Origin of the sequence: Streptomyces paludis, from assembly GCF_003344965.1 — a bacterium.
Lineage (GTDB): Bacteria > Actinomycetota > Actinomycetes > Streptomycetales > Streptomycetaceae > Streptomyces > Streptomyces paludis.
The window spans coordinates 6,944,892-6,969,322 of sequence record NZ_CP031194.1 but is presented as its reverse complement, the minus strand read 5'-3'; the positions used below and the strand labels follow the sequence as shown (position 1 = coordinate 6,969,322).

Here is a 24,431-nt window from a genome sequence, read left to right as displayed (position 1 = left end):
TGGCAGCCGGATTCCGCTACGGTCCGGGGCATGAGCGGCAGCAGGAGCGATGTGATCGTGGTCGGCGGCGGAGTCATCGGGCTGACCACCGCGTTGGTGCTCGCGGAGAGCGGCCGCCGTGTCGGGCTGTGGACACGCGATCCGGTCGCCCGGACCACCTCGGCGGTCGCGGGCGCGCTGTTCTGGCCGTACCGCATCGAGCCCGCCCACCGGGTCGGCGGCTGGCTGGAGGAGTCGCTGCGCCACTACGAGGAGCTGGCGCTTACACCGGAGCTGACCGGGGTGCGGATGGTGACCGGGCTGATGGCCAACACCCCGCTCGACGGTCTTGGCAGCTGGGCCACGAAGGTGCGCGGGCTGCGCGAGGCGCGCGTGGACGAGCTGCCGGAGGGGTTCGGCCAGGGGCTGCGGGCGACCGTGCCGCTGATCGACATGCCGGTCCATCTGCGGTATCTCAAGACGCGGTTGCGGGCGGCGGGCGCGCTGGTGGAGCGGCGTACGGTGACGGGCTTCGACGAGCCGGCCCGGGAGACGGACGTGGTGGTCGACTGCACCGGGCTCGGCGCCCGGGAGCTGGCCTCGGACCCGTCGGTGCATCCGGTGCGCGGGCAGGTCGTCATCGTGGAGAACCCGGGGATCGACGAGTGGTTCGTGGGGATCGTGCCCGGGACGGTCGAGATGACCCATGTCTTTCCGCAGCCGTACGGGGTGCTGCTCGGCGGGACCTCGACCGATCACTCCTGGGATCTGGGGCCCGACGCGGCCGAGGCCGGGGCGATCGTCGCGCGCTGCGCCAGGATCCGGCCCGAGCTGGCCGGGGCGCGGGTGCTGGAGCACCGGGTGGGGCTGCGGCCCGCGCGCCCGAGGGTACGGCTGGAGGCCGTACCCCTGCCGGGCGGCGGGCGGCTGGTGCACAACTACGGGCACGGCGGCGCGGGGGTCACCGTGGCCTGGGGGTGCGCGGCGGAGGCCGCGCGGCTGGCGGTGGGGTGAGACGGCGCTGCCCGACTCCCGCCGGACAGCGGCGTCCCACCCGTCTCACCTGTCTCCCCCGTCTCATCCGTCTCAGCAGGCCACGGGGGTGCCCTTCGTGAGGTGGTATTCGGCCCGTTCGTCGAGGAGCAGCGCGGCGAGGGCGCGCTGCGACTGGCGCAGCGGTACGAAGGCGCCCGTCCTGCCCACGGGTACGGCGAACACGCCGTGCAGGGCGAGCCGTTCCTTGACGTCCGTGTACTGGGCGGCGTCGAGCCGGTAGCCGCAGGGCGGGTGCTGGATCGTCTGCTCGGGGGTGGCGGGTTCGTTGTCCGCGCCGCCGAGGTAGATCGGTCCGCGGTCGGCGAGGCCGGCCAGCCGGGCGGCGGCCGTGGCGGCCGCGATCCGGCCGCGACGCTCGTCGGTGAAGGTGAACAGGCCCTTCAGCGCGTCGAGTTGGCTGGTCACCCGGCGCCGGTTGTTGAGCGCGGGGTCGGCCTTCTCGGCGTCGGTGAGCGGGTTGACGCGGCTCTCGATGAGCAGTCCGAGGGAGTGCTTGACGCCGGACGCGTTGCGCAGGATGCGTTCCTGTCCGTCGCCGGCGGTCTGCCGGATGGGGTCGCCGGAGACCGGGTCGGTCCAGATGCCGTAGGTGCCGGTGGAGTGGCCGGCGGCGGTCGCGGCGGGGCGGACGTACCCCTCGGACAGGGTCCGTGACTCGTCGTGCACATGGGCGGCGGTGTTGAGGTTGCGCGGCCAGAGGTCGAAGAGGTCCTTGTCGTAGTAGGGCGGGGTGGCGCCGTACTCGTGCAGGTCGTAGATGATGTCGGGCCGCCGGTCGCGGATGACGGCGGCCATGGCGCGGGCCTCGGCGGTGGCGAGTTCGATGTGGTCGCGGTTGATGTCGACACCCTCGGAGTTGCCGCGGGTGTTGGCCGCGCGGCCGTCCGGGTTGGCGGTGGGCAGGACGAGGACGCTCGTCCGGGCGAGGAAGCGCTTGGTGGCGCCGTCCTTCGCGTAGGCGAGATCGCGGACCGTGGTCAGACACGCCTCGCGGCCGGAGGGTTCGTTGCCGTGCTGGCTGCACACGAGCAGGACGGTGGCGGGCGCGTGCCGGGCGCCCAGCTCCACGAGCTGGAGCGGGCGGCCCCGCAGGGTGGTGCCGATGGTGGTGAGGGAGGCGGCGCCGTCCCGGGCGACCTCGGCGAGGAACTCCTGTTCCTGAGGCTGACTGGTCCAGGCCGTACCGCCGTTGGCCTCGAAGCCGGTGCGCGGCCCGGCGGAGACGCTGATGGCCGGGGCGGTGGTGGCACGGGCGGTCGCGGTCTGGGCTGTGACCGCCTGCGCGGGGAGCACGGTGGTGGGGACGACGAGCGCCGCGGTGGCCATCGCCAGGGCGAGAGAGTGTCGGGGGCGGAGTGTCATCAACTGCGGTCTCCCGGTATCGGCTGGGTCGGACGGTGGGGGGACACACCGCTGGGGCCCGCTGTGCGCGGTGTGCTGTACGACGGGGCGGTTCCGGTGGTGGCGCGGTCGAACGCGGCGGCGCCGCCGACGAGCGGCAGCCGCGCGGCCGTCCTGGCCAGATCGAGGGTGAGGGTGGGGGTGGTGGAGGGCGGGTCGACAAGACCGCGGTCGGTGCCCGCCACGATCAGCGCGAGCCGGTGGCCGGCCGGCACGATGTGGTCGCTCGCGGCGAGTTCGAGGGTGACGGTGTACGGGGTCCCGGGGACGAGGGGGCCGTCCGGGGCCGGGTGTCCGAGGTCGGCCCAGCCCCGGCTGAAGACGGTGTGGCCCACGGTGGTGGTGCGGGTGGCGGTCTCCCGGTAGCAGGAGCTGTCGGCGGTGGTGCTCGGTCCCCAGCAGGTGCGTTCGGCGAGGGTGGTGATGCCCTCGCCGGCGGCGGCGTAGTCCCGGATGGTGTCGGGGCCGAGGTCCACGAGGACGGCGGAGAGATGGGCGCTGGTGGTGGACGGGGTCGCGGTGACGGTGACCTTCGAGGAGCCGGAGAGCCGCAGCGGCCGGCTGAGCGGGGCGGTGACGAAGCCCGCCTTGGCGGCGGTGGTGCGGTCGACGGCGGCGGCCCAGTCCTGCTCGCCCAGGCGCCGGTCGTCGGTGAACGTCTCGGTGGCGCCGGGCTTCGCGGCCGTACGGGTCAGGGTGCCGACGCCGGGCAGCTCGCCCGTACCGGGGCGCAGGGTGGTGGCGGCGGTGGTGCGCGGCGGCCAGACGCGGTCGGTGGACCACTGGTCGGGGGCGTGCTCGATATCTGCCATGGGCTCGCGCTCGATACCGTTCGCGTAGCCGAGGAGATAGTGGTCGAACCAGCGGTGCAGGGTGTCGACCCAGGCGGCGCGGCGGAAGTCGAACGGGTCGACATGACCGGTCTGGGAGAGCCAGATCTTGCGCTCGACGCCCGCGTCGGCGAGGGCGTCCCACCACTGTCCGAGGTGCTTGGTGCGGACGTTGAGGTCCTGCATGCCGTGGACGGCGAAGACACTGGCCTTCACCTTGCGGGCGTCGCGTACGTAGTCGCGCTCCTGCCACAGCGGTGTCCAGTCGCCGCCGCGCGGCGCTCCGGCGACCAGCTCGCGCTGGACGGCCTGGCAGCGGGCGCGGGCGGCGGGGCTCTCGACGTAGTTGGAGAGCCAGTCCGGTCCGGAGCCGTAGAGGGGCGCGCCCTGCTGGAAGTAGTAGTCGTACCAGGAGCTGATGGCGCCGATGGGGACGATCGTCTTCAGGCCCTTGACTCCGGTGGCGGCGACGCCGTTGGCGACGGTGCCGTCGTAGCTCTTGCCGATCATGCCGGTGGCGCCGGTGCTCCAGTCGGCGCGTACGGCGGTGGTGCCGGTGAGGGTGGCGTAGCCGCGGGCGCGGCCGTTCAGCCAGTCGACGACGGCCTTGGCGGACTGGATGTCGGAGCGTCCGCCGACATCGACGCAGCCGTCGGAGCGGTTGGTGCCGGCGAGGTCGACGGCGACGAAGGCGTAGCCGCGCGGGACAAAGTAATTGTCGTAGTAGAGCGGGAAGTTCAGCGGATTGCCGTCCGCGTCGTATGTCTTGCGCTGGCTCTCGTTGCCCCGGCCGCAGCAGGAGTAGTAGGGGCTGGCGTCCATGATGACGGGGACCTTGCGGCCCTGGCGGGCGAGTTCGGCGGGGCGGACGATGTCGACGGCGACGCGGTCGGTGCGGCCGTCGCCGTCCGCGTCGAGCCCGGTGTCCACCCAGACGGACTCGCGGATGGCGTTCTCGTAGGAGTGGACCGGCCGGCTCACCTTCAACGGCGGTACGGACGGGGCCGGCCGGCCGGCGGACGCCGGGCCCGGTGGCGCGGCCTGGGCCGCTCCGGCGGGGGCGACGAGCACCCCGCAGAGGGCGGCGGACGCCACCGCGACCAGGGTTCTGTACGACCAGCGGGCTCCTCGCTCACGGATCTCCATGGGGCGGAAGCTACCCCGGTCAACTCCCGTTCAAAAGAGCGCCTTAACGGCACGGCGGGCGCGACCGGGACCGGAGCCGTACGGTCAACGGCGCAGTGGAGGCGGCGCGCGGTGCGCGGTGAAGGCCGCGTCCGGCGGCGGGTGAGAGCGCTCTCGGCGGGGTGGGGGGAGCGGTTACGCTGTGGCCGGTCCCGCTTTGTCCCCCGCCGAGGAGCACACCCCGTGCCGTCCGAGCCGTCCGCGCCCTCCGAGCCGTTTCCGGGCTCCCGCCCGACGCTCGAAGCCGTCGCGGCGCGGGCCGGGGTCTCCCGGGCCACGGCCTCCCGGGTGGTGCGCGGGGGCGCCGGGGTGCGTGAGGCGCTGGCCGAGAAGGTGCGCGGGGCCGTCGCGGAGCTGGGGTACGTACCGAACCACGCGGCCCGGACGCTGGTGACCCGGCGTACCGGCGCGGTCGCCGTGATCATCGCGGAACCGGAGGTACGGATCTTCTCCGATCCGTTCTTCTCCCGGCAGATCCGCGGTATCAGCAGGGAACTGTCCGCGCACGACACGCAGTTGGTGCTGCTGCTGCTCGACGGGCCGGGCGACCACGACCGGCTCGCGCGCTATCTGGCGGGCGGTCACGCCGATGGCGCGCTCGCCTTCTCGCTGCACACCGACGACCCGATCCCGGCGATCATCCGGCGGGCCGGGATGCCGACGGTGTACGGCGGCCGGCCGGCCGCGGACCCGGCGGCCGTGCGGTACGTGGACGCCGACAACCGGGGCGGCGCCCGCGCGGCGGTGCGGTATCTGCGCGGTCTGGGCCGGCGGCGGATCGCGCATATCGCCGGGCCGCTCGACCAGACCTCGGCGCTCGACCGGCTCGACGGCTACCGGGAGGAGCAGGCGCCCGGCGCGGATCCGGCGCTGATCGCCGAGGGGGCGTTCACCGTGGAGAGCGGGGCGCTGGCCATGGCGGAGCTGCTGGCGCGGTGCCCCGGTCTGGACGCGGTCTTCGCCGCGAACGATCTGATGGCCTCGGGCGCCCTGCGGGTCCTCAAGGAGCACGGCCGGACGGTGCCCGGAGACGTGGCGCTGGTCGGTTTCGACGACATGGACGCGGTCGCCGAGGTCACCGACCCGCCGCTGACCACCGTCCGGCAGGACGTCGAGGGGATGGGCCGGCTGATGGCGCGGCTGCTGCTGCGCGACCTCGGCCGGGCGCGCCCGGAACAGGGCGGCGTACGGCCCGAAGGCGACGTACGGCCCGAGGACGGCATACGGCCCGAGGACGGTTCGGCGCCCGCCTCGGTGATCACCCCGACGACGCTGATCCGGCGCGCCTCGGCCTGATCCGGGTCCGAAGACCGCCCACCGACCGCCCACCGCCCACGGCTCACCGCTCACCGCTTCCGAAGCGGTTTCCGCGCGATGTCTTGACAGTTTCCGGTGCCCGTCCCAGGATCCCCCTCAGCGTAATTAACTACCTAGTGCGTTAATTAGCGCCCTCACCGCTCTCTCTTCCCCCCCACCTCCCCGTCCCCCCTTCCGAGGAGCCCGCGTGTCCGCACACCCGCTCGACGCCTCTCCCCCGCAGGGCAAGCCGCGCAAGGCCGCCGTCGCCGCCTGGATCGGTAGCGCCCTGGAGTACTACGACTTCTTCATCTACGGCAGCGCCTCGGCCCTGATCTTCCCCAAGGTCTTCTTCAACCCCGACGACCCGGCGACCGCCACGCTGATCTCGCTCGCCACCTTCGGAGTCGCGTACGCGGCCCGTCCGGTCGGCGCGCTGTTCCTCGGCCATATCGGGGACCGGCTCGGCCGGCGGCAGGTCATGGTCTTCACCCTGATGCTGATGGGCGTGTCGACGTTCCTCATCGGCTGTCTGCCCACCTACGCGCAGATCGGGGCCGCCGCACCGGTCCTGCTCGTCCTGATGCGGCTGCTCCAGGGGCTCTCGGCCGCCGGTGAGCAGGCGAGCGCCAACTCCATGACGCTGGAGCACGCCCCGGAGCACCGGCGCGGCTTCTACACGAGCTTCACCCTGAACGGCACCCAGGCGGGCCAGATCATCGCCACCCTGGTCTTCATCCCGGTCGCCGCGCTGCCCGACGCGCAGCTCTACTCCTGGGGCTGGCGCATCCCGTTCCTGCTCAGCGTGGTCGTCGCGGTCGTCGGCTATCTGATCCGGCGCAATCTGGAGGAGACGCCCGCCTTCCAGCAGAACGCGGCGGCGGTGGCCGGTCCGGCGGCCGAACTCCCGCTCGTCCATCTGCTGCGCCACTACTGGCGCGATGTGCTGCGCGTCGTCGCGGCGGCCACCATCGCCACCGTCAGCACCATCTTCACCGTCTGGTCGCTGGCGTTCGCCACCAGCGACAGCGTCGGCCTCGACAAGTCCGTCATGCTCTGGGTCGGGGTCACCGCGAACCTCGTGGCGCTCGGCGCCATTCCGCTCTGGGCCAGGCTCTCCGACCGGATCGGCCGCCGGCCGGTCTTCCTCATCGGGGCGCTCGGCTCGGCGGTCATGATCTTCGTCTATCTGTGGGCCGTCTCCAGCGGCTCCTACCCGCTGGTGTTCCTCGCCGGCATCGCGTTCTTCGGTGTCGTCTACAGCGCGGCCAACGGGGTGTGGCCCTCGCTGTACGGGGAGATGTTCCCCACCCGGGTCCGGCTCTCCGGCATGGCCATCGGCACCCAGATCGGCTTCGCCGTCGCCGGGTTCGCTGTGACCTTCGCCGCCGAGATCGCCGGTCCTGACGGGGACAACTGGATCGGTGTCGGCATCTTCACCGCGGCCTTCTGCGTGGTCAGTTCACTCGCGGTGCTGACCGGCCGGGAGACCCACCGGGTGCCCACCGCCGAACTCGGCGCGAAGCCCGGACCCGCGGATACGAACGCGTCCGACGCGTCGCGGTCCGTCCCCGCCTGAGCCGCGCTCGCGCGCTCCGCTCCCCCCTCCTACCCCGCTCCGCTCCCCCACCGATCCAGCGAAAAGGGCATGATGACCGACGTTTCGTATCTCACCGGCCTGATCGGCGCGGGCATCGGCCCGTCGCTGAGCCCCGCGCTGCACCAGCGCGAGGCCGACCGGCACGGGCTGCGGCTGCTCTACCGCACCATCGACATCACGGAGCTGGGCGTGGCGCCCGAGGCGGTCGGCGAACTGGTGCGGGCGGCGCGCGCGCTGGGCTTCGACGGGCTCAACATCACCCATCCGTGCAAGCAGTTGGTGATCCGGCACCTGGACGAGCTGTCGCCGGGCGCCGAGGCGCTCGGCGCGGTCAACACCGTCGTCCTCCGGGACGGCCGCGCCATCGGCCACAACACCGATGTCACCGGCTTCGCGGAGTCCTTCGCCCGCGGTCTGCTCGGGGTGCCGACCGGCCGGGTGGTCCAGCTCGGCGCGGGCGGGGCCGGCGCCGCCGTCGCACACGCGCTGCTCACGCTCGGTACGGACCGGCTCGCCGTCTCCGACACCGACCCCGGCCGGGCGGCGGCGCTCGCCGCCGCGCTCCGTACGCGCTTCGGCGCGGACCGGGCGACGGCCCTCGCGCCGGACGAGCTGGCCGACGCGATGAGCCGCGCCGACGGGCTCGTGCACGCCACCCCCACCGGCATGGCCGACCACCCGGGGCTGCCGCTGCCGGCCGCGCTGCTGCGGCCGGAGCTGTGGGTGGCCGAGGTGGTCTACCGGCCGCTGGACACCGCGCTGCTGCGCCTGGCTCGGCGGACGGGCTGCGCCACCCTCGACGGCGGCGCGATGGCGGTCTTCCAGGCCGCCGACGCCTTCCGGCTCTTCACCGGCCTCGAACCCCATCCGGAGCGGATGCTCGAAGACTTCGCCGATCTGGTCGGCGCCCCCACCCCCTTGAGGAAAGCCCCGTGAGGAACGTCCCGCAAGGAGCCGCCCTGTGAGGAATCACCTGTGAGGAACCCCGCCATGCGCAAGTCCATCGCCACGGTGTCGCTGAGCGGCTCCCTCTCCGAGAAGCTCACGGCCGCCGCCGCGGCCGGGTTCGACGGGGTCGAGATCTTCGAGAACGACCTGATCGCGAGCGCCCTGAGCCCCGAGGAGGTCCGTACCCGCGCCGCCGATCTCGGGCTGGCCATCGATCTCTACCAGCCGTTCCGGGACGCCGAGGCCGTGCCCGAGGCCGTCCTCGTCCGCAATCTGCGGCGCGCGGAACGGAAGTTCGCCGTGATGGAGCGGCTCGGCGCGGACACCCTGCTGGTCTGCTCCAGCGTCTCGCCCGACGCCCTGGACGACGACGCCCTCGCCGCCGAGAGCCTCCACCGGCTCGCCGCACGCGCCGCCGAGCACGGTGTGCGGCTCGCCTACGAGGCGCTGGCCTGGGGGCGGCACGTCCGTACGTACGACCATGCCTGGCGCATCGTCGAGGCGGCGGACCACCCGGCGCTCGGCGTCTGCCTGGACAGCTTCCACATCCTGTCGCGCGGCTCCGACCCCCGGGGCATCGAGGACATCCCCGGCGAGAAGATCTTCTTCCTCCAGCTGGCCGACGCGCCGCGTATCGCGATGGACGTGCTCCAGTGGAGCCGGCACTACCGCTGCTTCCCCGGGCAGGGCGACTTCGATGTCACGGGCCTGGTGGCGCACACCGTACGGGCCGGATACGCGGGACCCCTGTCGCTGGAGGTGTTCAACGACGTCTTCCGGCAGGGCGACGCGGCGCGCACGGCGGTCGACGCGATGCGCTCGCTGCTCACGCTGGAGGAGGCGGCGGGGATCGGTACGCCGCCCGTTCCCGTCGTGCCGCCGACCGGCTTCGCCTTCGCCGAGCTGGTGACCGCCGACACCGAACAGCCGCGCGCGCTGCTGCGGGCGCTCGGCTTCACCCGGACCGGCCGGCACGCCACCAAACCGGTCGACCTGTGGCAGCAGGGCGCCGCGCGTGTCCTGCTGAGCAGCGCGGGCGGCGACCGGCGCGACGGGGCGACCCTGGCCGCGCTCGGGCTGGAGACCCCGGACCAGTCCGCCGCCGTACGACGGGCCGAGGCGCTGCTGGCGCCGGTGGTGCCGCGCCGGCGGGCGGCCGGGGACGCGCCGCTGGACGCGGTGGCCGCGCCGGACGGCACGGAGCTGTTCTTCTGCCGTACGGACGCGGCTCCGGGGGCCGTCGACTGGACGCACGACTTCCCGGCGGTGCCCGGGAACACCGAGGACGGCGAGGGCGGCGGGGCGGCCGGGATCACCCGGATCGACCATGTGGCGCTTCCCCAGCCCTGGCACCAGTTCGACGAGGCGTCCCTCTTCTACCGGGGCGTGCTCGGTCTCGTACCAGACGAGAGCCTGGATCTCGCCGACCCCTTCGGCCTGCTGCGCAGCCGCGCCGTGTCCACGGCGGACGGCTCCCTGCGGATCGCCCTGAACGTCGCCCCGGGCCCCGGTGAACGGGAGGCACGGCCGCAGCACATCGCGTTCGCCACGGACGACATCGTCGCCGCGGCGCGGCTGCTGCACGGGCGCGGCGCCGGGCTGCTGGCGATCCCCGGCAACTACTACGACGATCTCGCCGCCCGCTACGAACTGCCCCCGGAGCGGCTCGCCGAGCTGGCCGCGTGGGGAATCCTGTACGACCGCGACGCGTACGGGGAGTTCCACCACTGCTACACGGCCACCGTGGGCCGCGTCTTCTTCGAGATCGTCCAGCGCACCGGCGGCTACCGGGGGTACGGGGCCCAGAACGCCGCCGTACGCCTGGCGGCCCAGCACGCGGCGGACGGGGGCAGGCCGGTGCGCTAGATCCGCCGGGGCCTGGCGTTATTAGACTCGGGGATCATCGTGTCCTTCGCCGCGAGGAGCCCCATGGGAGCCGCCGTCCCCCCGTCGACACCGCCCGTCCCGCGTACCCGGGACAAGGCCCGGACGCGGGAGGAGATCCTCGATGTCGCGACCCGGGAGTTCGCCCGGGCCGGTTTCGCGGGCGCCCGGGTGGACGAGATCGCCGCGCTGACCCGGACCACCAAGCGGATGATCTACTACTACTTCGGCAGCAAGGAGCAGTTGTTCACCACGGTGCTGGAGCGCGCGTACGGGGTGATCCGGGCCGCCGAGCAGGAGATCGACGTCGCGCATCTGGACCCGGTGTCCGCGATCCGGCGGCTGGCCGAGGTGACGTTCGACCACCACGAGGCGCATCCGGACTTCATCCGGCTCGTCTCGATCGAGAACATCCATGAGGCCGAGCACATCGCGGCCTCGTCCCGGCTCGGTTCGCTCAGCTCCCCCGCGCTCGATGTGACCGGGCGGATCCTGGCCGAGGGCCAGGCGCAGGGCGTGTTCACGGCCGAGGTCGACGCGATCGACCTGCATGTGATGATCAGTTCGTTCTGCTTCTTCCGGGTGGCCAACCGGCATACGTTCCAGAGCCTGTTCGGCCGGGACCTGACCGCGCCCGACCGCCGCGAGCACTACCGCGCGCTGCTGGGCGACATGGTCATCGCCTATCTGACGGCGGAGCACGGCTGATACGGCGGCGGGCGGCCGGGCGGGTCCCGGTAACGGCCAGGACCCGCCGGCGGCCGGGCGTCAGGCGTCCGTGAACGTGTCGCCCTTCTCCGCCTTGGCCACCAGCAGCGCCGGCGGTTCGAAGCGCTCGCCGTACAGCTCCGCCAGCTCGCGGGCGCGCGCGACATAGCCGGGCAGGCCGCCCTCGTACCCGTTGATGTACTGGAGCACGCCGCCCGTCCACGCCGGGAACCCGATGCCCAGGAGTGAGCCGATGTTGGCGTCCGCGACCGAGGTCAGCACGGACTCCTCCAGACAGCGCACGGCGTCCAGCGACTCGGCGAAGAGCATCCGCTCCTTCATGTCGCGGAACGGCACATCGGTGGCGTCCGTACAGAAGTGCTCGCGCAGCCCCGGCCAGAGCCGGACCCGGGCGCCGTTCTCGTCGTACTCGTAGAAGCCCGCGCCGGCGGCCCGGCCCGTGCGGCCGAACTCGTCCACCATCCGGTCAATCACCCACTCGGCGGGGTGGCCGGTCCAGACGCGGCCTGCCTCCTCCTCCGCCCGCTTGGCCTCGTCGCGGATACGGCGCGGCAGGGTGAGCGTCAGCTCGTCCAGCAGGGCGAGCACCTTGCCGGGGTAGCCGGCCTGCGCGGCGGCCTGTTCGACGGAGGCCGGTTCGATGCCCTCGCCGAGCAGGGCGACGCCCTCGTTGAGGAACTGGCCGATCACCCGTGAGGTGAAGAAACCACGCGCGTCGTTGACGACGATCGGGGTCTTGCCGAGGGCGCGTACGAGGTCGAAGGCGCGGGCCGTCGCCTCGTCGCCGGTCTCCGCGCCCCGGATGATCTCCACGAGCGGCATCCGGTCGGCCGGGGAGAAGAAGTGCAGTCCGATGAAGTCGGCGGGCCGGGAGAGGCCTTCGGCGAGGGTGCCGATGGGCAGGGTGGAGGTGTTGGAGCAGAGCAGCGCGTCGGGGGCCACGATGTCCTGGATCTCCTGGAACACCCGCTGCTTGAGCGCGGTGTCCTCGAAGACCGCCTCGATCACCGCGTCGCAGCCGGCGAGCGCGGCGGGGTCGGCGGTGGGGGTGATCCGGGCGAGCAGCGCGTCACGGTCGGCCTCGGTCGTACGGCCCCGGGCGAGCGCCTTGGCGAGCTGCTTCTCCGCGTACGCCCTGCCCCGGTCGGCGGCCTCCTGGGAGACGTCCTTGAGGACGACGTCGAGACCGGCGCGCGCGCAGGCGTACGCGATGCCCGCGCCCATCATCCCGGCGCCGAGGACGGCCACCCGGCGGACCTCGCGCGGCGGGACGCCCTCGGGGCGGCTCGCGCCGGAGTTGACGGCCTGGAGGTCGAAGAAGAACGCCTGGGTCATGTTCTTGGCGGTCTGCCCGGTGACCAGACCGGTGAAGTAGCGGGCCTCGATGGTCTGCGCGGTCTCGAAGTCGACCTGCGAGCCCTCGACGGCCGCCGCGAGGACGGCACGCGGCGCGGGGAACGGGGCGCCGCCCAGCTGCTTGGTCAAGTTGGCCGGGAAGGCCGGGAGTTGGGCGGCCAGCCGCGGGCTCGACGGTGTGCCGCCGGGGATCCGGTAGCCCTTGGTGTCCCAGGGCTGCCGCGATTCCGGGTGGGCGTCGATGAAGGCGCGGGCCCGGTCGAGCATCTCCTCGGGGGTGGCGGCGACTTCGTGGACCAGCCCGTTCTCCAGGGCGCGCGCCGGGGTGTACCGGGTCCCCTGGAGCAGCACCTTGAGCAGCGCGTCGGCGATGCCCAGGAGCCGTACGGTACGGGTGACCCCGCCGCCGGCGGGCAGCAGGCCGAGGGTGACCTCGGGCAGCCCGATCCGGGAGCCGGGGGCGTCGAGGGCGATGCGGTGGTGGCAGGCGAGGGCGATCTCGTAACCGCCGCCCAGGGCCGCGCCGTTGATCGCGGCGACGACGGGCTTGCCGAGGGTCTCGATACGCCGCAGGGCGCGCTTGACGGCCATGCCGCCCTCGAAGATCCGCCGGGCGTCCCCGGGGCTGTAGGTGATCATCTCCTTGAGGTCGCCGCCCGCGAAGAAGGTCTTCTTGGCGGAGGTGACGACGATGCCCCGGATGGAGTCGCGCTCGGCCTCGGCGCGGGCGGCGACGGCCTCGATGGAGTCCCGGAACGCCTGGTTCATGGTGTTGGCGGACTGGTCCGGGGCGTCGAGGACCAGGGTGACGACGCCGGTGTCGTCCCGCTCCCAGCGGATGGCCGGGGAGATGGGCTCGCTCATGCTGCTTCTCCGTAGGGGGAGTTCCGGATCGGTGGTCGGGTGCGGGCCGGGCGGGCCGGACCGGTCAGACGCGTTCCACGACGGTGGCGACGCCCATGCCGCCGCCGACGCAGAGCGTGACGAGCCCGTACCGCTTGTCCTGGCGTTCCAGTTCGTCCACGAGGGTGCCCAGGAGCATGGCGCCGGTGGCCCCGAGCGGATGGCCGAGCGCGATGGCGCCGCCGTTGACGTTGACCTTGTCGAGGGTGAGGTCCATGTCGTCCACGAAGCGCAGCACGACGGCGGCGAACGCCTCGTTCATCTCGACCAGGTCGATGTCGTCAATGGTCAGCCCGGCCTTGGCGAGGGCCTTGCGGCTGGCGGGGGCCGGGCCGGTGAGCATGATCGTGGGCTCGGAGCCGCAGACGGCGGCCGAGACGATCCGGGCGCGCGGTGTCATCCCGTACCGCTCGCCGGTCTCCCGGGAGCCGAGGGTGACGAGCGCCGCGCCGTCCACGATGCCGGAGGAGTTGCCCGCGTGGTGGACATGGTCGATCGCCTCGACCCAGTGGTACTTCCGGAGCGCGACGGCGTCGAAGCCGCCCGCCTCGCCGATGGCCGCGAAGGACGGCTTCAGCGCGGCGAGGGAGTCGGCGGTGGTGCCGGGGCGCGGGTGTTCGTCGTGGTCGAGGACGGTGAGGCCGTTGCGGTCCAGGACGGGCACCACCGAGCGGGCGAAGCGGCCCTCCTTCCACGCGGTGGCGGCCCGTTCCTGCGAGAGCGCGGCGTACTCGTCCACATCGCGCCTGCTGTAGCCGCCGAGGGTGGCGATCAGGTCGGCGCCGATGCCCTGGGGGGCGAAGCCGACCTCGAAGCTGGTCATCGGGTCCATCGCCCAGGCGCCGCCGTCGGAGCCCATCGGCACGCGCGACATCGACTCGACGCCGCCCGCGAGGACGAGGTCCTCCCAGCCGGAACGGATCTTGGCGGCGGCCAGGTTGACGGCTTCGAGGCCGGAGGCACAGAAGCGGTTCTCCTGTACCCCGGCGACGGAGTCGGGCAGTCCGGCGGCGACGGCCGCGATCCGGGCGATGTCCGAGCCCTGGTCACCGAGCGGGCTGACCACACCGAGGACGATGTCGTCGATGGCCGCCGGGTCGAGCCCGGGGAACCGGGCGCGGGTCTCGTGGATCAGGCCGACGACGAGATCGATGGGTTTGGTGCCGTGCAGGGCGCCGTTGGCCTTGCCCCGGCCGCGCGGGGTGCGGATCGCGTCGTACACGAACGCTTCGGTGCTCATGGCGACTGCCTTTCGTTTCGGTCGGATCCATCGGCCGCGTCCGGGGCCGCTCCTGACGCCGGGGCCGGTGCTGACGCCGCGTCTGCGTCCGGGAGCCCCCAGTCGCGGGCCACTTCGGCGCCGTCCGCGCCCGGCCGGGCGGGCGGCCGGCGCAGGGATCCCGGGGTGGCGGAGAAGCGGGGCGCGGGGGCGGGCTGGACGGTGCCCGCGTGGTCGGTGAAGGTGCCGCGGGCGACGAGATGCGGGTGCGCGGGCGCCTCACGGAGGGTGAGTACGGGGGCCACGCAGGCGTCCGAGCCCTCGAAGACCGCCGTCCACTCGGCGCGGGTCCGCGTACGGAAGCGGGCGGCGACGGCCTCCCGCAGCTCGTCCCAGCGCGCGAAGTCCGTACGGGCGGGCAACTCGTCGGCGATGCCCAGCAGTTCGGTGAACTCGCGGTAGAAGCGCTGCTCCAGCGCGCCGACCGCCATATAGGCGCCGTCGGAGGTCTCGTACGAACCGTAGAAGGGGCTGCCGCCGTCGAGCAGATTGGCGCCGCGCCGGTCCTGCCAGCCGCCCGCGGCCATCATCGCGTGGATCATGGTGGTGAGATGGGCGGAGCCGTCCACGACCGCCGCGTCCACCACCTGTCCGGCGCCGTCCGGGGTACGGGCGTGCTGGAGCGCCGCGAGCACCCCGATGACCAGGTAGAGCGCGCCGCCCGCGTAGTCCCCGAGCAGATTGGCGGGCAGCGCGGGCGGCTCCCCGGCCGTACCGATCATGGAGAGCGCGCCGCTGACGGCGATGTAGCCGATGTCGTGCCCGGCCCGTTCCGCGAGCGGCCCGTCCTGGCCCCAGCCGGTCATCCGCCCGTACACGAGCCGGGGATTACGGGCCAGGCATACGTCGGGGCCGATGCCGAGCCGCTCGGCGACGCCCGGCCGGTACCCCTCGATGAGGATGTCGGCACGCCCGGCGAGTTCGAGCACGCGAGCGGCGCCCTGGGGAGTCTTCAGGTCGATGAGCACGGAGCGCTTGTTGCGGTTGGTGAGGTCGTGCGCCGGGTCGATACCGAGCCCGGGGCCGCCGGGCCGGTCGACGCGGACGACATCGGCGCCGAGGTCCGCGAGCGTCATCGCGGCGAAGGGCCCCGGTCCGATCCCGGCCAGCTCGACCACGCGTACGCCGGTCAGCGGACCGCTTCCTGTCGCTGCCATCTTGCTCCCCGCGCTGTCCGAGCCGATTTCCGACCCTGTTTCCGACCCGATTCCCGACTCGGTCTCCGGCTCACCTGGTGTCACACCGTGATGCTAGTGCCCCACCCGGCCACCCGAGCAAGCGCTTGGTCGACGCCGAAGCCGCGCCGGGCCCGCGCCGACAACGCCGCGGATGTGCGTGCATGGCGCTTCCCCGCAGACGCGACTTCGGACTTACTCGTCTAGCCTTCGGCTCGGCAGCGTCTGCGGACCGATGGGGGAGGGCCCGATGGCCGACAGGAACAGGGCGGAACGCCCGTACGACATTGTGCTCTTCGGAGCGACGGGCTTCACCGGAGCGCTCACCGCGGAGTATCTCGCGGCCCACGCGCCCGAGGGCTGCCGGTGGGCCGTGGCGGGGCGCGACCACGCCCGGCTGGAGCTGCTGCGCGAGCGGCTCACCGCGATCGATCCGCGCTGCGCCGTGCTGCCCCTGCTGCGCGCCGATGTGCGCGACCCGGACTCGCTGCGGGCGCTCGCGGAGTCGGCGCGGGTGGTCGCGTCCACCGTCGGCCCGTATCTCTGGTACGGCGAAGGTCTGGTCGCGGCCTGCGCGGAGGCGGGGACGGACTACGCCGATCTGTGCGGCGAGGCCGAGTTCGCGGACCGGATGTATCTGCGCCACGACGTACGCGCCCGGGAGACGGGTGCGCGGCTGGTGCACGGCTGCGGCTTCGACTCCGTACCGGCCGATCTGGGCACGCAGTTCACCGTGGAGCGGCTGCCCGAGGGCGTTCCCCTCCGGGTGGACGGATTCGTCCGGACCAACGCCTTCTTCTCCGGCGGGACCCTGGCCGCGACCGTGACCGCCATGAGCCGCGGCCGGCAGCTGATGGCGGCGGCGCGGGAGCGGCGGCTGTACGAGCCGAGACCGGTCGGCCGGCGGGCCGGGGCCTCGTTCGGCGCGCCGCGCTTCAGCCGGGAGACGGGGACCTGGGCCCTGCCGCTGCCCGCCCCCGACCCGTGGGTCGTGGCGCGCTCCGCCGCCGCGCTGCCCCGGTACGGCCCGGACTTCGGCTACCGGCACTACGCGTCGGTACGGACCCTGCCGGTCGCGCTGTCCGCCCCGCTGATCGCCGGCGGGCTGCTGGTCGCCGCCCAACTGCCCCCGGCGAGACGTGCCTTGCTGGGGCGGTACGCGCCGGGCACGGGTCCGGACGCCACCCGGCGTGAGGCGAGCCGGTTCTCGTTGCGCTTCGTCGGCACGGGCGGCGGGCGGCGGGTCCTCACCGAGGTCTCGGGCGGTGATCCCGGCTACGACGAATCGTCGAAGTCGCTGGCCGAGTCGGCGCTCTGTCTCGCCTTCGACGCGCTGCCGGAGACCTCGGGGCAGGTCACCACGGCGATGGCGATGGGGGGCGCGCTGCGGGAGCGGCTGCGGGCGGCGGGGACGGTGTTCCGGGTGGCCGACAGCAGGGCCGTCGGCTGAGCATCTGCCGGGCGGCGCGGCCCGGTGCGAAGTACGCGGGCGGCGCGCCGTGTCTCCGTACCCTTTCGGCGTCACGCACCGCGACGCTAGGGTGACCGCGGGGATCGAGCCGAGCGGTCCCCACGGCCGAACCGCCCCTTCGCCGGGCGGCATTGACGGTTCATCAATCATGCGTTTATCCCGGCCGGGCACTCTTCCGCTATGCCGATGAACATCACCACCAGCACCACGACCGACCGCGCGAGGAAAGAACTCTCCTGGCAGGAGAGTGCGTTGTGCGCCCAGACCGGGCCCGAGTTCTTCTTCCCCGAGCCCGGCTCCTCCACCCGCGAGGCCAAGCGCCTCTGCGGTGCCTGCGAGGGCCGGATCGCCTGCCTTCAGTACGCCCTCACCCATGACGAGCGCTTCGGCGTGTGGGGCGGCCTCTCGGAGAAGGAGCGGCACCGCCTCCGGCGCGCGGGCGGCTGATCCGCCGCAGGACGCCGTACGACGTCGCAGGACGCGTATGACACCGCACGCCGCCGGACCCGGGCGACCTGGCGCCATGACGCCGAGAGAGGCCCGCGCCCTCCTCAGCGGGCGGGGATCCGGAAGGTCTCCCCGTACATCTGCCAGGTCAGCGGGGGTTCCAGCGCCGTGTTGCCGTCCCGCAGGAAGATCCGCTGAGCGGTGTCGATCCGCGACGAGTCCCGCTGGGACACGACGGACTTCGTCTTCATCACCTGCCGGGCGCCGTCCAGGAAGGCGTTCAGATACGTCTTCTCGTCACCGCCGTCGGCCGCGGTCGCCGCCCGCTCCCGCGCCGTCTTCCGGATGCCGTAGAAGCCCCTGGCGTCGGTGCCGGGCCCGTGCAGGACCATCGCGTCGTAGTAGATGAACTGCCCCAGGGTGCCCAGCCCGTCGAGCTTGGCGAGCCGTACGGCCGGTTCGAAGTAGAGCCGGTCCCGGGTCCGGTCCTGCGCCGCGCGGAAGTCCGGGGATTCGGCGGCCTTCGCCCAGGCCGCCGGGAAGTCCGGGTCGAGTCCCTCGTGCGAGTCGGTGCCGTTGACCTCGCGCAGGGCCGGCAGGTAGCGCGCGAGCGGATTGTCCGGATGGTCGCTGGTGTACGACTCGACGAGGTGGAGCATGTCGGCGGTGCCGGAGCAGAAGCCGATGATCCCGGCCGTGTAGCCGTTGCCGTCGCCGAGGTCCTCGATGACACCGTACTGTCCGCGCCATTCGAGTGTGGAGTGGTCGGCGCTCGCCATGATCTTCGCGGCGATCTCCTTCATCCCCGGGTCGGCCAGCCCGGGCGGCAGCGCGGCGAGCCGGCGCTCCGTCTCCTCGGACTCCTCCGCCTTCTCCTTGTCCCCCTTGCCGTCCTTGCCGCCCGACGCCCCGGACCCGAGCGGATCGGGGGCGTCGCTGCGGTCGGGGCGCTCCGGCGGATGGTCGGCGAGGACCTCCGAACCGCCACCGCCGCCGAAGAGTACGGCGGCGACGACGAGCACGGGGGCACCGATGAGGAAGAGACGGGTGACGGGCTTCATCCGGCCCAGCGTAGGGGGACGCCCCGGGCAGCCGACAGCCCCGTCCCCCGTACCGCCGGAGAGCGGTCCGGCGCGGGGAACGGGGCTGGGGCCGGTATGCCCGGGATGCGAATTCCGTTACGCGGAACGGTAGTTGACGTATCGTCAGTCCTGCCGCACGGGGAGGGCGGCGGGCGGGCCGGGCGCGGCGGTCAGCCGGCCGCGCGGGCCGCCATCCGCGCCTTGCGGGCGGCGAGCTTCTCGTCGAACTTGCTCGCCTCGCTGTTCAGGCCGCCCATGTAGAGGCCCAGTTCCTCCTGCGCCTTGAGTCCCTCGGGGCCGAGTCCGCTTATGTCCATGACCTTCAGGTAGCGCAGCACCGGCTGGATCACATCGTCGTGGTGGATCCGCAGGTTGTAGATCTCGCCGATGGCCATCTGCGCGGCGGCCCGCTCGAAGCCCGGCATGCCGTGACCGGGCATCCGGAAGTCCACGACCACATCGCGGACGGACTGCATGGTCAGGTCCGGGGCCAGCTCGAAGGCGGCGGCCAGCAGATTCCGGTAGAAGACCATGTGCAGGTTCTCGTCGGTGGAGATCCGCGCCAGCATCCGGTCGCAGACCGGGTCGCCCGACTGGTGTCCGGTGTTGCGGTGCGAGACGCGGGTCGCCAGCTCCTGGAAGGCGACGTACGCGACGGAGTGCAGCATCGAGTGCGCGTTGTCCGACTCGTACCCCTCCGCCATGTGCGCCATCCGGAAGCGCTCCAGCTGGTCCGGGTCGACCGCGCGCGAGGTGAGCAGGTAGTCGCGCATCACGATGCCGTGCCGGCCCTCCTCGGCCGTCCAGCGGTGCACCCAGGTGCCCCAGGCGCCGTTCCGGCCGAAGAGCGTGGCGATCTCGTGGTGGTAGCTGGGGAGGTTGTCCTCGGTGAGCAGATTGACCACGAGCGCGATCCTGCCGACCTCCGTGACCTTCGACTGCCCGCGCTCCCACTCCTCGCCGTCCTCGAAGAAGCCGGGGAAGTTCCGGCCGTCGGTCCAGGGGACGTACTCGTGCGGCATCCAGTCCTTGGCCACCTTGAGGTGGCGGTTCAGCTCCTTTTCCACCACCTCTTCCAGGGCGAACAGCAGCCGGGCGTCTGTCCATGCGTCCGACGAACTGCCGAGGTGGGGAGAGGTGATCGACACGAGGGCTCCAGGGGACGGGAGGTGTACCTACGGGTTCGTAGGTTACGACACCGTAGGTTAAGGCCGCAGTAAGCCGGAGGCCAAGCCGGGAGGCCGGACCGGTCGTTGCGCTCCGTTATGTACGCAGGTCGCGTACGCGTACGGAGAGGCAGGTCACGCAGCCTTCGAGCTTCTCGAACTCGCTGATGTCGACCGGAACCGGGGCGTATCCGAGATCCGAGAGCAGCTCCGCCGTGCGCGGCGCGCTCGCCGCGAGCAGCAGTTTCCCGTCCCCCAGCAGCACCACATGGCCGCCGGACTCCTCCGGCACGGACAGAAAGCGCGGGAAGAGCGACGCGGCGTCCACCAGCGGCTCGTACCCGATGACCGTGGCGTCGGGCAGCGCCGTCACGGCGGACTTGAGGTGCAGCACCCGCTGTACGGGTACGGCCACCACACGCGCGCCGAGCGGCTCGAACGCGGCGCGCAGCTGGCGCACCCCCTCGGCGTTCGTCCGGCCGCCCCGGCCGACGTACACCGTGTCGCCGACCTTGAGCACATCGCCGCCGTCCAGGGTGCCGGGCTCGCGCACCCGGTTCACCGAGCAGCCGAGGGCGACGAGTTCCGCCTCGACGGCGGCCGTCTCCGGGCGCCGGGAGGGGGCACCGGGCCGGGAGATCAGGGCGACGTTCCGGAACATCACGACGGTGTCCTCCACGAACACCGCGTCCGGACAGTCGTCGGCCGCCGGTACCTCGACGGTCTCCCAGCCGTGGGCGCGCAGTGTCCGCGCGTACTCCTCCCACTGCCGCAGCGCGAGACCGGTGTCGACGGCGGTGCGGGAGATATGCGTGACCAGCCCTTCGGCGAGTCGCGGGCCGGGGCGGCGGATCAGGGCTTTCACACGGGACACGGGCGGAACTCCAGGTGTGCGGATCGTGAGGGGGCGCGCCGGGGCGGGCCCGGCCGGGGGTCGGACCGGCGGGCCCATCATGACCCGCCGGCCCGCGGCGCCCCGCACCCGGCCGCTCCGTGCCCGGTTCTCCGCCTCCGCCGGCCCTACATGGTCTCCCGTACCTCCTCGGCGGTGGTGTCGCGCAGCTCGCCGTCCAGGAGCAGCCAGCGGGTCGGGCCGAGGGACTCCAGGAACGGCACATCGTGGCTCGCCACGACCAGCGCGCCCTCGTACGACTCCAGCGCGGCCGTGAGCCGGCGCACGCTGGCCAGGTCGAGGCTGTTGGTCGGCTCGTCGAGCAGCAGCAGCCGGGGTGCCGGTTCGGCGAGCAGCAGGGCCGCCAGCGAGGCCCGGAAGCGTTCGCCGCCCGAGAGGGTGCCGACCGGCTGATCGGCCCGCGCGCCCCGGAAGAGGAAGCGGGCGAGCTGGGCCCGGACGGTGCGGTGGGTGGCCGAGGGAGCGAAGCGCGCCATGTTCGCCACGACGCTCAGCCCGTCGTCGAGGACATCGAGCCGCTGCGGCAGGAAGCGCAGCGGCACATGGGCCAGCGCCTCGCCGCCGACCGGGGACAGCTCGCCCGCGATCGTGCGCAGCAGGGTGGTCTTGCCCGCGCCGTTGCGCCCGACGAGCGCGATCCGCTCCGGGCCGTGGATCGCGTACTCACCGCGCACCTCGGCCCCGTACCGCAGCCGCAGTTCGCGCAGGGTCAGCACGCTCCGGCCCGGGTGGACCTTGGTGTGCGGCAGCTCGATACGTACCTCGTCGTCGTCGCGTACGGCCTCCACCGCCTCGTCCAGGCGTTCCTTCGCCCGGTCGAGCCGCTCGACGTGGGTGGCGCGGTGCTTCCCGGCGGACTCCTGGGCGGCCCGTTTGCGCCCGTTCATGACGATCCTCGGCTCGCGCTTGGTGTCGTGCATCTTCTGGCCGTAGCGCTTGCGGCGGGCCAGCAGCATCTGGGCATCGGCCAGTTCACGCTTCTGGCGCTGGACATCGGCCTCCGCGGCGCGTACGGCGCGTTCGGCCGCCGCCTGCTCCCGGTCGACGGCCTCCTCGTACGCGGAGTGGTTCCCGCCGTACCAGCGCACCTCGCCGTCCCGCAGTTCCGCGATGCGGTCGACGCGCTCCAGCAGCTCCCGGTCGTGGCTGACCACGACCAGCACGCCGGGCCAGGAGTCGACGGCGCGGTGGAGGCGCCGCCGGGCGGGCAGATCGAGGTTGTTGGTCGGCTCGTCGAGCAGGAGGATGTCGGGGCGGGCCAGCAGCAGCGCGGCCAGTCGGAGCAAAACGCACTCGCCGCCCGACAGCTCGCCGACGGTCCGGTCGAGTCCGATCCGGCCCAGTCCGAGCTGGTCGAGGGTGGCGACGGCGCGTTCCTCGACGTCCCAGTCGTCCCCGACGGCCGCGAAGTGCTCCTCCCGTACGTCTCCGGCCTCGATGGCGTGCAGGGCGGTCCGGGTCGCGGCGATCCCGAGGGCCTCGTCCACCCGGAGCGCGGTGTCGAGCACCACGGTCTGCGGGAGATAGCCGATCTCGCCGACGGCGTCGACGCGGCCGGCGGCCGGGGCGAGTTCACCGGCGAACAGCTTCAACAGGGTTGATTTACCGCATCCGTTGAGTCCGATCAGCCCGGTCCTGCCGGGGCCGACGGCCAGTTGGAAGCCGTCGAGGACCGGGGTCCCGTCGGGCCAGGCGAAGGACAGGTCGGCGCAGGTGAGCCGGGCGGGGGTGGTGGCCATGGAAGGGATGTCTCTCCGGTCGTTGCGGGGTGTGGTGGGCAACGTGTGGAGACACCGCGAAGGGGAGGAATCCCGGTCGAGGAGGGAGCGGCTGGGCAGCCGAGGTCACACCCGGAACACACAGCGCGGCCGGAGTACGGCGGGCATGGCTGTGCGACACGGTGTCTCAGGACCTCAGATGCGCAACGTACTGCTCCGATCGACGACAACAGGACATCACCCACCGTAGGAAGGGCGACGGCGGGCGTCAACGCGTTTTCCGGCGCGGCGGGGCCGGTGTGCGAGTCGGGGCTTACGGATCGGGCTCGGGCTCGGGCTCGGAATTGGGCTCGGTTCAGGCTCGGGGCCGGTGAATCAGCGGGCGTCGCGCAGGAGTTCGGTCAGATCGTGGTCGAGATTGAGATAGAGGTACTCGTGGCCGGCCGGGACGAGCCCGTGCACCCGGTCCAGGAAGCGCCGCAGCTCCGAGGTGCGCAGATGCACCATCGCGGTCCCCTCGGGGGCGTGGAACTCCAGGACCGTACGCCCGTAACCGAACGGCCGTACCCGCACATCGCCCACCCCGGCGGCCTCGGTGACACCGGTGGCCAGCAGCTCGCGGGAGAACTCCCAGGTCACCTCCGTGCCCTCCAGGGTCGCGGGCGGCGGGAAGGCCATCCGGACGGCGAAGGGGTCGTCCTGGTCGTAGTGGAGTGTCGCGGGCACGATTTCCATCCGAGGCGCGGACGAAACGAGTCTGGCGTGCACAGCCTGCTCGATGACGGGTGACATGTCCTGCTCCCCTTCGTCGCACGAGGGCCCGACGCCGTCGGACCGGGTTGTCGCGGTCTCCCACAGGGAAAGACGGCGGACGGGCCCAATACGTGCGCGAAAAGGAAGTGAGGTGTGTCACCGTCTTACGGCTGTCGCGGCGCCTCGCGGTAGGGAGCCAGCGCGGGGGCGGTCTTCGTCGCGGCGAACTCGGTGATCCGGTACACGCACACACCGCCGGTCACGAACGGATCGGCCGCCGCCAGCCGCTCCACCTCGGCGCGGTCGTCGCCGACGGCCAGGATCACGCCGCCGTCACGGGGGTTCTTCCGGCCGGAGGCGAGAAAGACACCGTCCGCGAATCCGGCGTCCAGCCAGGCCACATGGTCCTCGATGAGCGCTTCGACGCGCTCGATGGGCTCGGTATAGGTCAATTCCAGTACGAACATGATCACCAGCCTAGGCTTCGCGTCCGCGGCCCGCGTGAATGGATGCCCGGGGGATCCCCGCGTGGATCGCGCGGGCCCGCGCGCCTACGCTGTGGCCACCATGACAGAGATCGCGACACCCGCCGACGAGGCCGAGGCCCACGCCGTCCAGGACGAGCTGCGGGGTCTGGTCGTCCACGACGAGCCGGGGCCGCCGCCCGGTACGGGCCTGGTGACCGGCGTCGATGTGGCGTACGACGACGAGCGGGACATGGTCGCGGCGGCGGCGGTCGTGCTGGACGCGGCGACCCTCGCGGTGGTCGAGGAGGCCACCGCCGTGGGGCGGGTGGCCTTCCCGTACATCCCGGGTCTGCTGGCCTTCCGGGAGCTGCCGACGGTCCTGGCCGCGCTCGCGGCGCTGAGGTCGGATCCCGGTCTGGTGGTCTGCGACGGCTACGGGCTGGCCCATCCGCGCCGCTTCGGGCTCGCCGCGCACCTCGGCGTGGTCACGGGGCTGCCGGCGCTGGGCGTGGCGAAGAACCCGTTCACCTTCTCGTACGAGCCGCCGGGCGCGCGGCGTGGCGACTCCTCGCCGCTGCTGGCCGAGAACGGCGAGGAGGTGGGGCGGGCGCTGCGTACGCGGGAGGGCGTGAAGCCGGTCTTCGTCTCGGTCGGCCACCGGGTCGATCTGGCGACCGCCTGCGCGCACACGCTGCGCCTCGCCCGTGACTACCGGCTTCCGGAGTCCACCCGGCGCGCGGACGCGCTCTGCCGCCGGGCGCTGCGGGAGGCGACGGCGTAGTAGTCCTGAGCC

General features: G+C 72.8%; 20 protein-coding genes. 9 read left to right on the top strand and 11 right to left on the bottom strand.

Features of this window, described 5'->3' with window-relative positions:
• Positions 1–30 precede the first annotated feature (30 nt).
• Positions 31–993 (top strand): FAD-dependent oxidoreductase, encoded by a 963-nt coding sequence (locus DVK44_RS30755; protein ID WP_114663900.1) that lies wholly within the window; start codon positions 31–33, stop codon positions 991–993.
• Positions 994–1,065: 72 nt separating this feature from the next.
• Here the strand turns inward: DVK44_RS30755 and DVK44_RS30750 are convergent, their stop codons facing one another.
• Together DVK44_RS30750 and DVK44_RS30745 are read right to left on the bottom strand one after the other, a co-directional pair.
• Entirely contained in the window at positions 1,066–2,397 is a 1,332-nt protein-coding gene (locus DVK44_RS30750; RefSeq protein ID WP_114663899.1) for a M14 family metallopeptidase, read from the bottom strand.
• Positions 2,397–4,412 (bottom strand): Xaa-Pro dipeptidyl-peptidase, encoded by a 2,016-nt coding sequence (locus DVK44_RS30745; protein ID WP_114663898.1) that lies wholly within the window; start codon positions 4,410–4,412, stop codon positions 2,397–2,399. The genes DVK44_RS30750 and DVK44_RS30745 overlap by 1 nt, the downstream gene beginning before the upstream one ends.
• A 222-nt stretch (positions 4,413–4,634) precedes the next feature.
• On the opposite strand from DVK44_RS30745, the gene DVK44_RS30740 reads away from it, so the two are divergent.
• The 5 genes from DVK44_RS30740 (at position 4,635) to DVK44_RS30720 (ending at position 10,887) form a co-directional block, all read left to right on the top strand.
• Positions 4,635–5,747 carry a LacI family DNA-binding transcriptional regulator gene (locus tag DVK44_RS30740; RefSeq protein WP_114663897.1) on the top strand — a complete coding sequence of 371 codons (1,113 nt, stop codon included), beginning with the start codon at positions 4,635–4,637 and terminating at the stop codon, positions 5,745–5,747.
• A gap of 208 nt (positions 5,748–5,955) precedes the next feature.
• Entirely contained in the window at positions 5,956–7,326 is a 1,371-nt protein-coding gene (locus tag DVK44_RS30735; protein WP_114663896.1) for an MFS transporter, read from the top strand.
• Between the two features lie 72 nt (positions 7,327–7,398).
• Positions 7,399–8,283, top strand: coding sequence for a shikimate dehydrogenase (locus DVK44_RS30730; protein WP_114665543.1), 885 nt, complete (start codon positions 7,399–7,401; stop codon positions 8,281–8,283).
• 54 nt (positions 8,284–8,337) lie between these two features.
• Entirely contained in the window at positions 8,338–10,161 is a 1,824-nt protein-coding gene (locus tag DVK44_RS30725; RefSeq protein WP_114663895.1) for a bifunctional sugar phosphate isomerase/epimerase/4-hydroxyphenylpyruvate dioxygenase family protein, read from the top strand.
• A 63-nt stretch (positions 10,162–10,224) separates the two neighbouring features.
• Complete coding sequence (locus tag DVK44_RS30720; protein WP_114663894.1) at positions 10,225–10,887, top strand: TetR/AcrR family transcriptional regulator; 663 nt, start codon at positions 10,225–10,227, stop codon at positions 10,885–10,887.
• Positions 10,888–10,947: 60 nt separating this feature from the next.
• Here the strand turns inward: DVK44_RS30720 and DVK44_RS30715 are convergent, their stop codons facing one another.
• From DVK44_RS30715 to DVK44_RS30705, 3 genes are all read right to left on the bottom strand, one after another.
• Positions 10,948–13,128 (bottom strand): 3-hydroxyacyl-CoA dehydrogenase NAD-binding domain-containing protein, encoded by a 2,181-nt coding sequence (locus DVK44_RS30715; RefSeq protein ID WP_114663893.1) that lies wholly within the window; start codon positions 13,126–13,128, stop codon positions 10,948–10,950.
• Positions 13,129–13,192: 64 nt separating this feature from the next.
• Positions 13,193–14,407: an acetyl-CoA C-acetyltransferase gene (locus DVK44_RS30710; RefSeq protein ID WP_114663892.1), complete on the bottom strand. Its 1,215-nt coding sequence runs from the start codon at positions 14,405–14,407 to the stop codon at positions 13,193–13,195.
• Positions 14,404–15,603: a CaiB/BaiF CoA transferase family protein gene (locus tag DVK44_RS30705; RefSeq protein ID WP_114663891.1), complete on the bottom strand. Its 1,200-nt coding sequence runs from the start codon at positions 15,601–15,603 to the stop codon at positions 14,404–14,406. Before DVK44_RS30705 ends, DVK44_RS30710 begins: the two co-directional genes overlap by 4 nt.
• Before the next feature lie 268 nt (positions 15,604–15,871).
• Between DVK44_RS30705 and DVK44_RS30700 the strand changes: the two genes are divergently transcribed.
• Together DVK44_RS30700 and DVK44_RS30695 are read left to right on the top strand one after the other, a co-directional pair.
• A complete protein-coding gene (locus tag DVK44_RS30700; protein WP_114663890.1) occupies positions 15,872–17,071 on the top strand; it encodes a saccharopine dehydrogenase family protein in 1,200 nt (399 codons plus the stop codon).
• A 207-nt stretch (positions 17,072–17,278) separates the two neighbouring features.
• The gene (locus DVK44_RS30695; RefSeq protein ID WP_408055420.1) at positions 17,279–17,539 is read left to right on the top strand and encodes a WhiB family transcriptional regulator; all 261 of its coding nucleotides are present in this window, start codon (positions 17,279–17,281) and stop codon (positions 17,537–17,539) included.
• A 104-nt stretch (positions 17,540–17,643) separates the two neighbouring features.
• Here DVK44_RS30695 and DVK44_RS30690 read toward each other — a convergent pair whose 3' ends face one another.
• The 6 genes from DVK44_RS30690 to DVK44_RS30665 form a co-directional block, all read right to left on the bottom strand.
• Positions 17,644–18,600: a chitosanase gene (locus DVK44_RS30690; protein ID WP_114663888.1), complete on the bottom strand. Its 957-nt coding sequence runs from the start codon at positions 18,598–18,600 to the stop codon at positions 17,644–17,646.
• 191 nt (positions 18,601–18,791) lie between these two features.
• Complete coding sequence (locus DVK44_RS30685; protein WP_114663887.1) at positions 18,792–19,769, bottom strand: acyl-ACP desaturase; 978 nt, start codon at positions 19,767–19,769, stop codon at positions 18,792–18,794.
• A gap of 115 nt (positions 19,770–19,884) precedes the next feature.
• Positions 19,885–20,661 carry a dimethylargininase gene (gene ddaH, locus DVK44_RS30680; RefSeq protein WP_114663886.1) on the bottom strand — a complete coding sequence of 259 codons (777 nt, stop codon included), beginning with the start codon at positions 20,659–20,661 and terminating at the stop codon, positions 19,885–19,887.
• Positions 20,662–20,807: 146 nt separating this feature from the next.
• Positions 20,808–22,439, bottom strand: coding sequence for an ABC-F family ATP-binding cassette domain-containing protein (locus tag DVK44_RS30675; RefSeq protein WP_114663885.1), 1,632 nt, complete (start codon positions 22,437–22,439; stop codon positions 20,808–20,810).
• Between the two features lie 354 nt (positions 22,440–22,793).
• The gene (gene ssgD, locus DVK44_RS30670; protein ID WP_114663884.1) at positions 22,794–23,210 is read right to left on the bottom strand and encodes a spore wall synthesis regulator SsgD; all 417 of its coding nucleotides are present in this window, start codon (positions 23,208–23,210) and stop codon (positions 22,794–22,796) included.
• A 125-nt stretch (positions 23,211–23,335) separates the two neighbouring features.
• A complete protein-coding gene (locus tag DVK44_RS30665; protein WP_114665542.1) occupies positions 23,336–23,638 on the bottom strand; it encodes a YciI family protein in 303 nt (100 codons plus the stop codon).
• 100 nt (positions 23,639–23,738) lie between these two features.
• Here DVK44_RS30665 and DVK44_RS30660 point away from each other — a divergent pair, with 100 nt between their 5' ends.
• Positions 23,739–24,419, top strand: coding sequence for an endonuclease V (locus tag DVK44_RS30660; protein WP_114663883.1), 681 nt, complete (start codon positions 23,739–23,741; stop codon positions 24,417–24,419).
• The last annotated feature ends 12 nt before the right edge of the window (positions 24,420–24,431 follow it).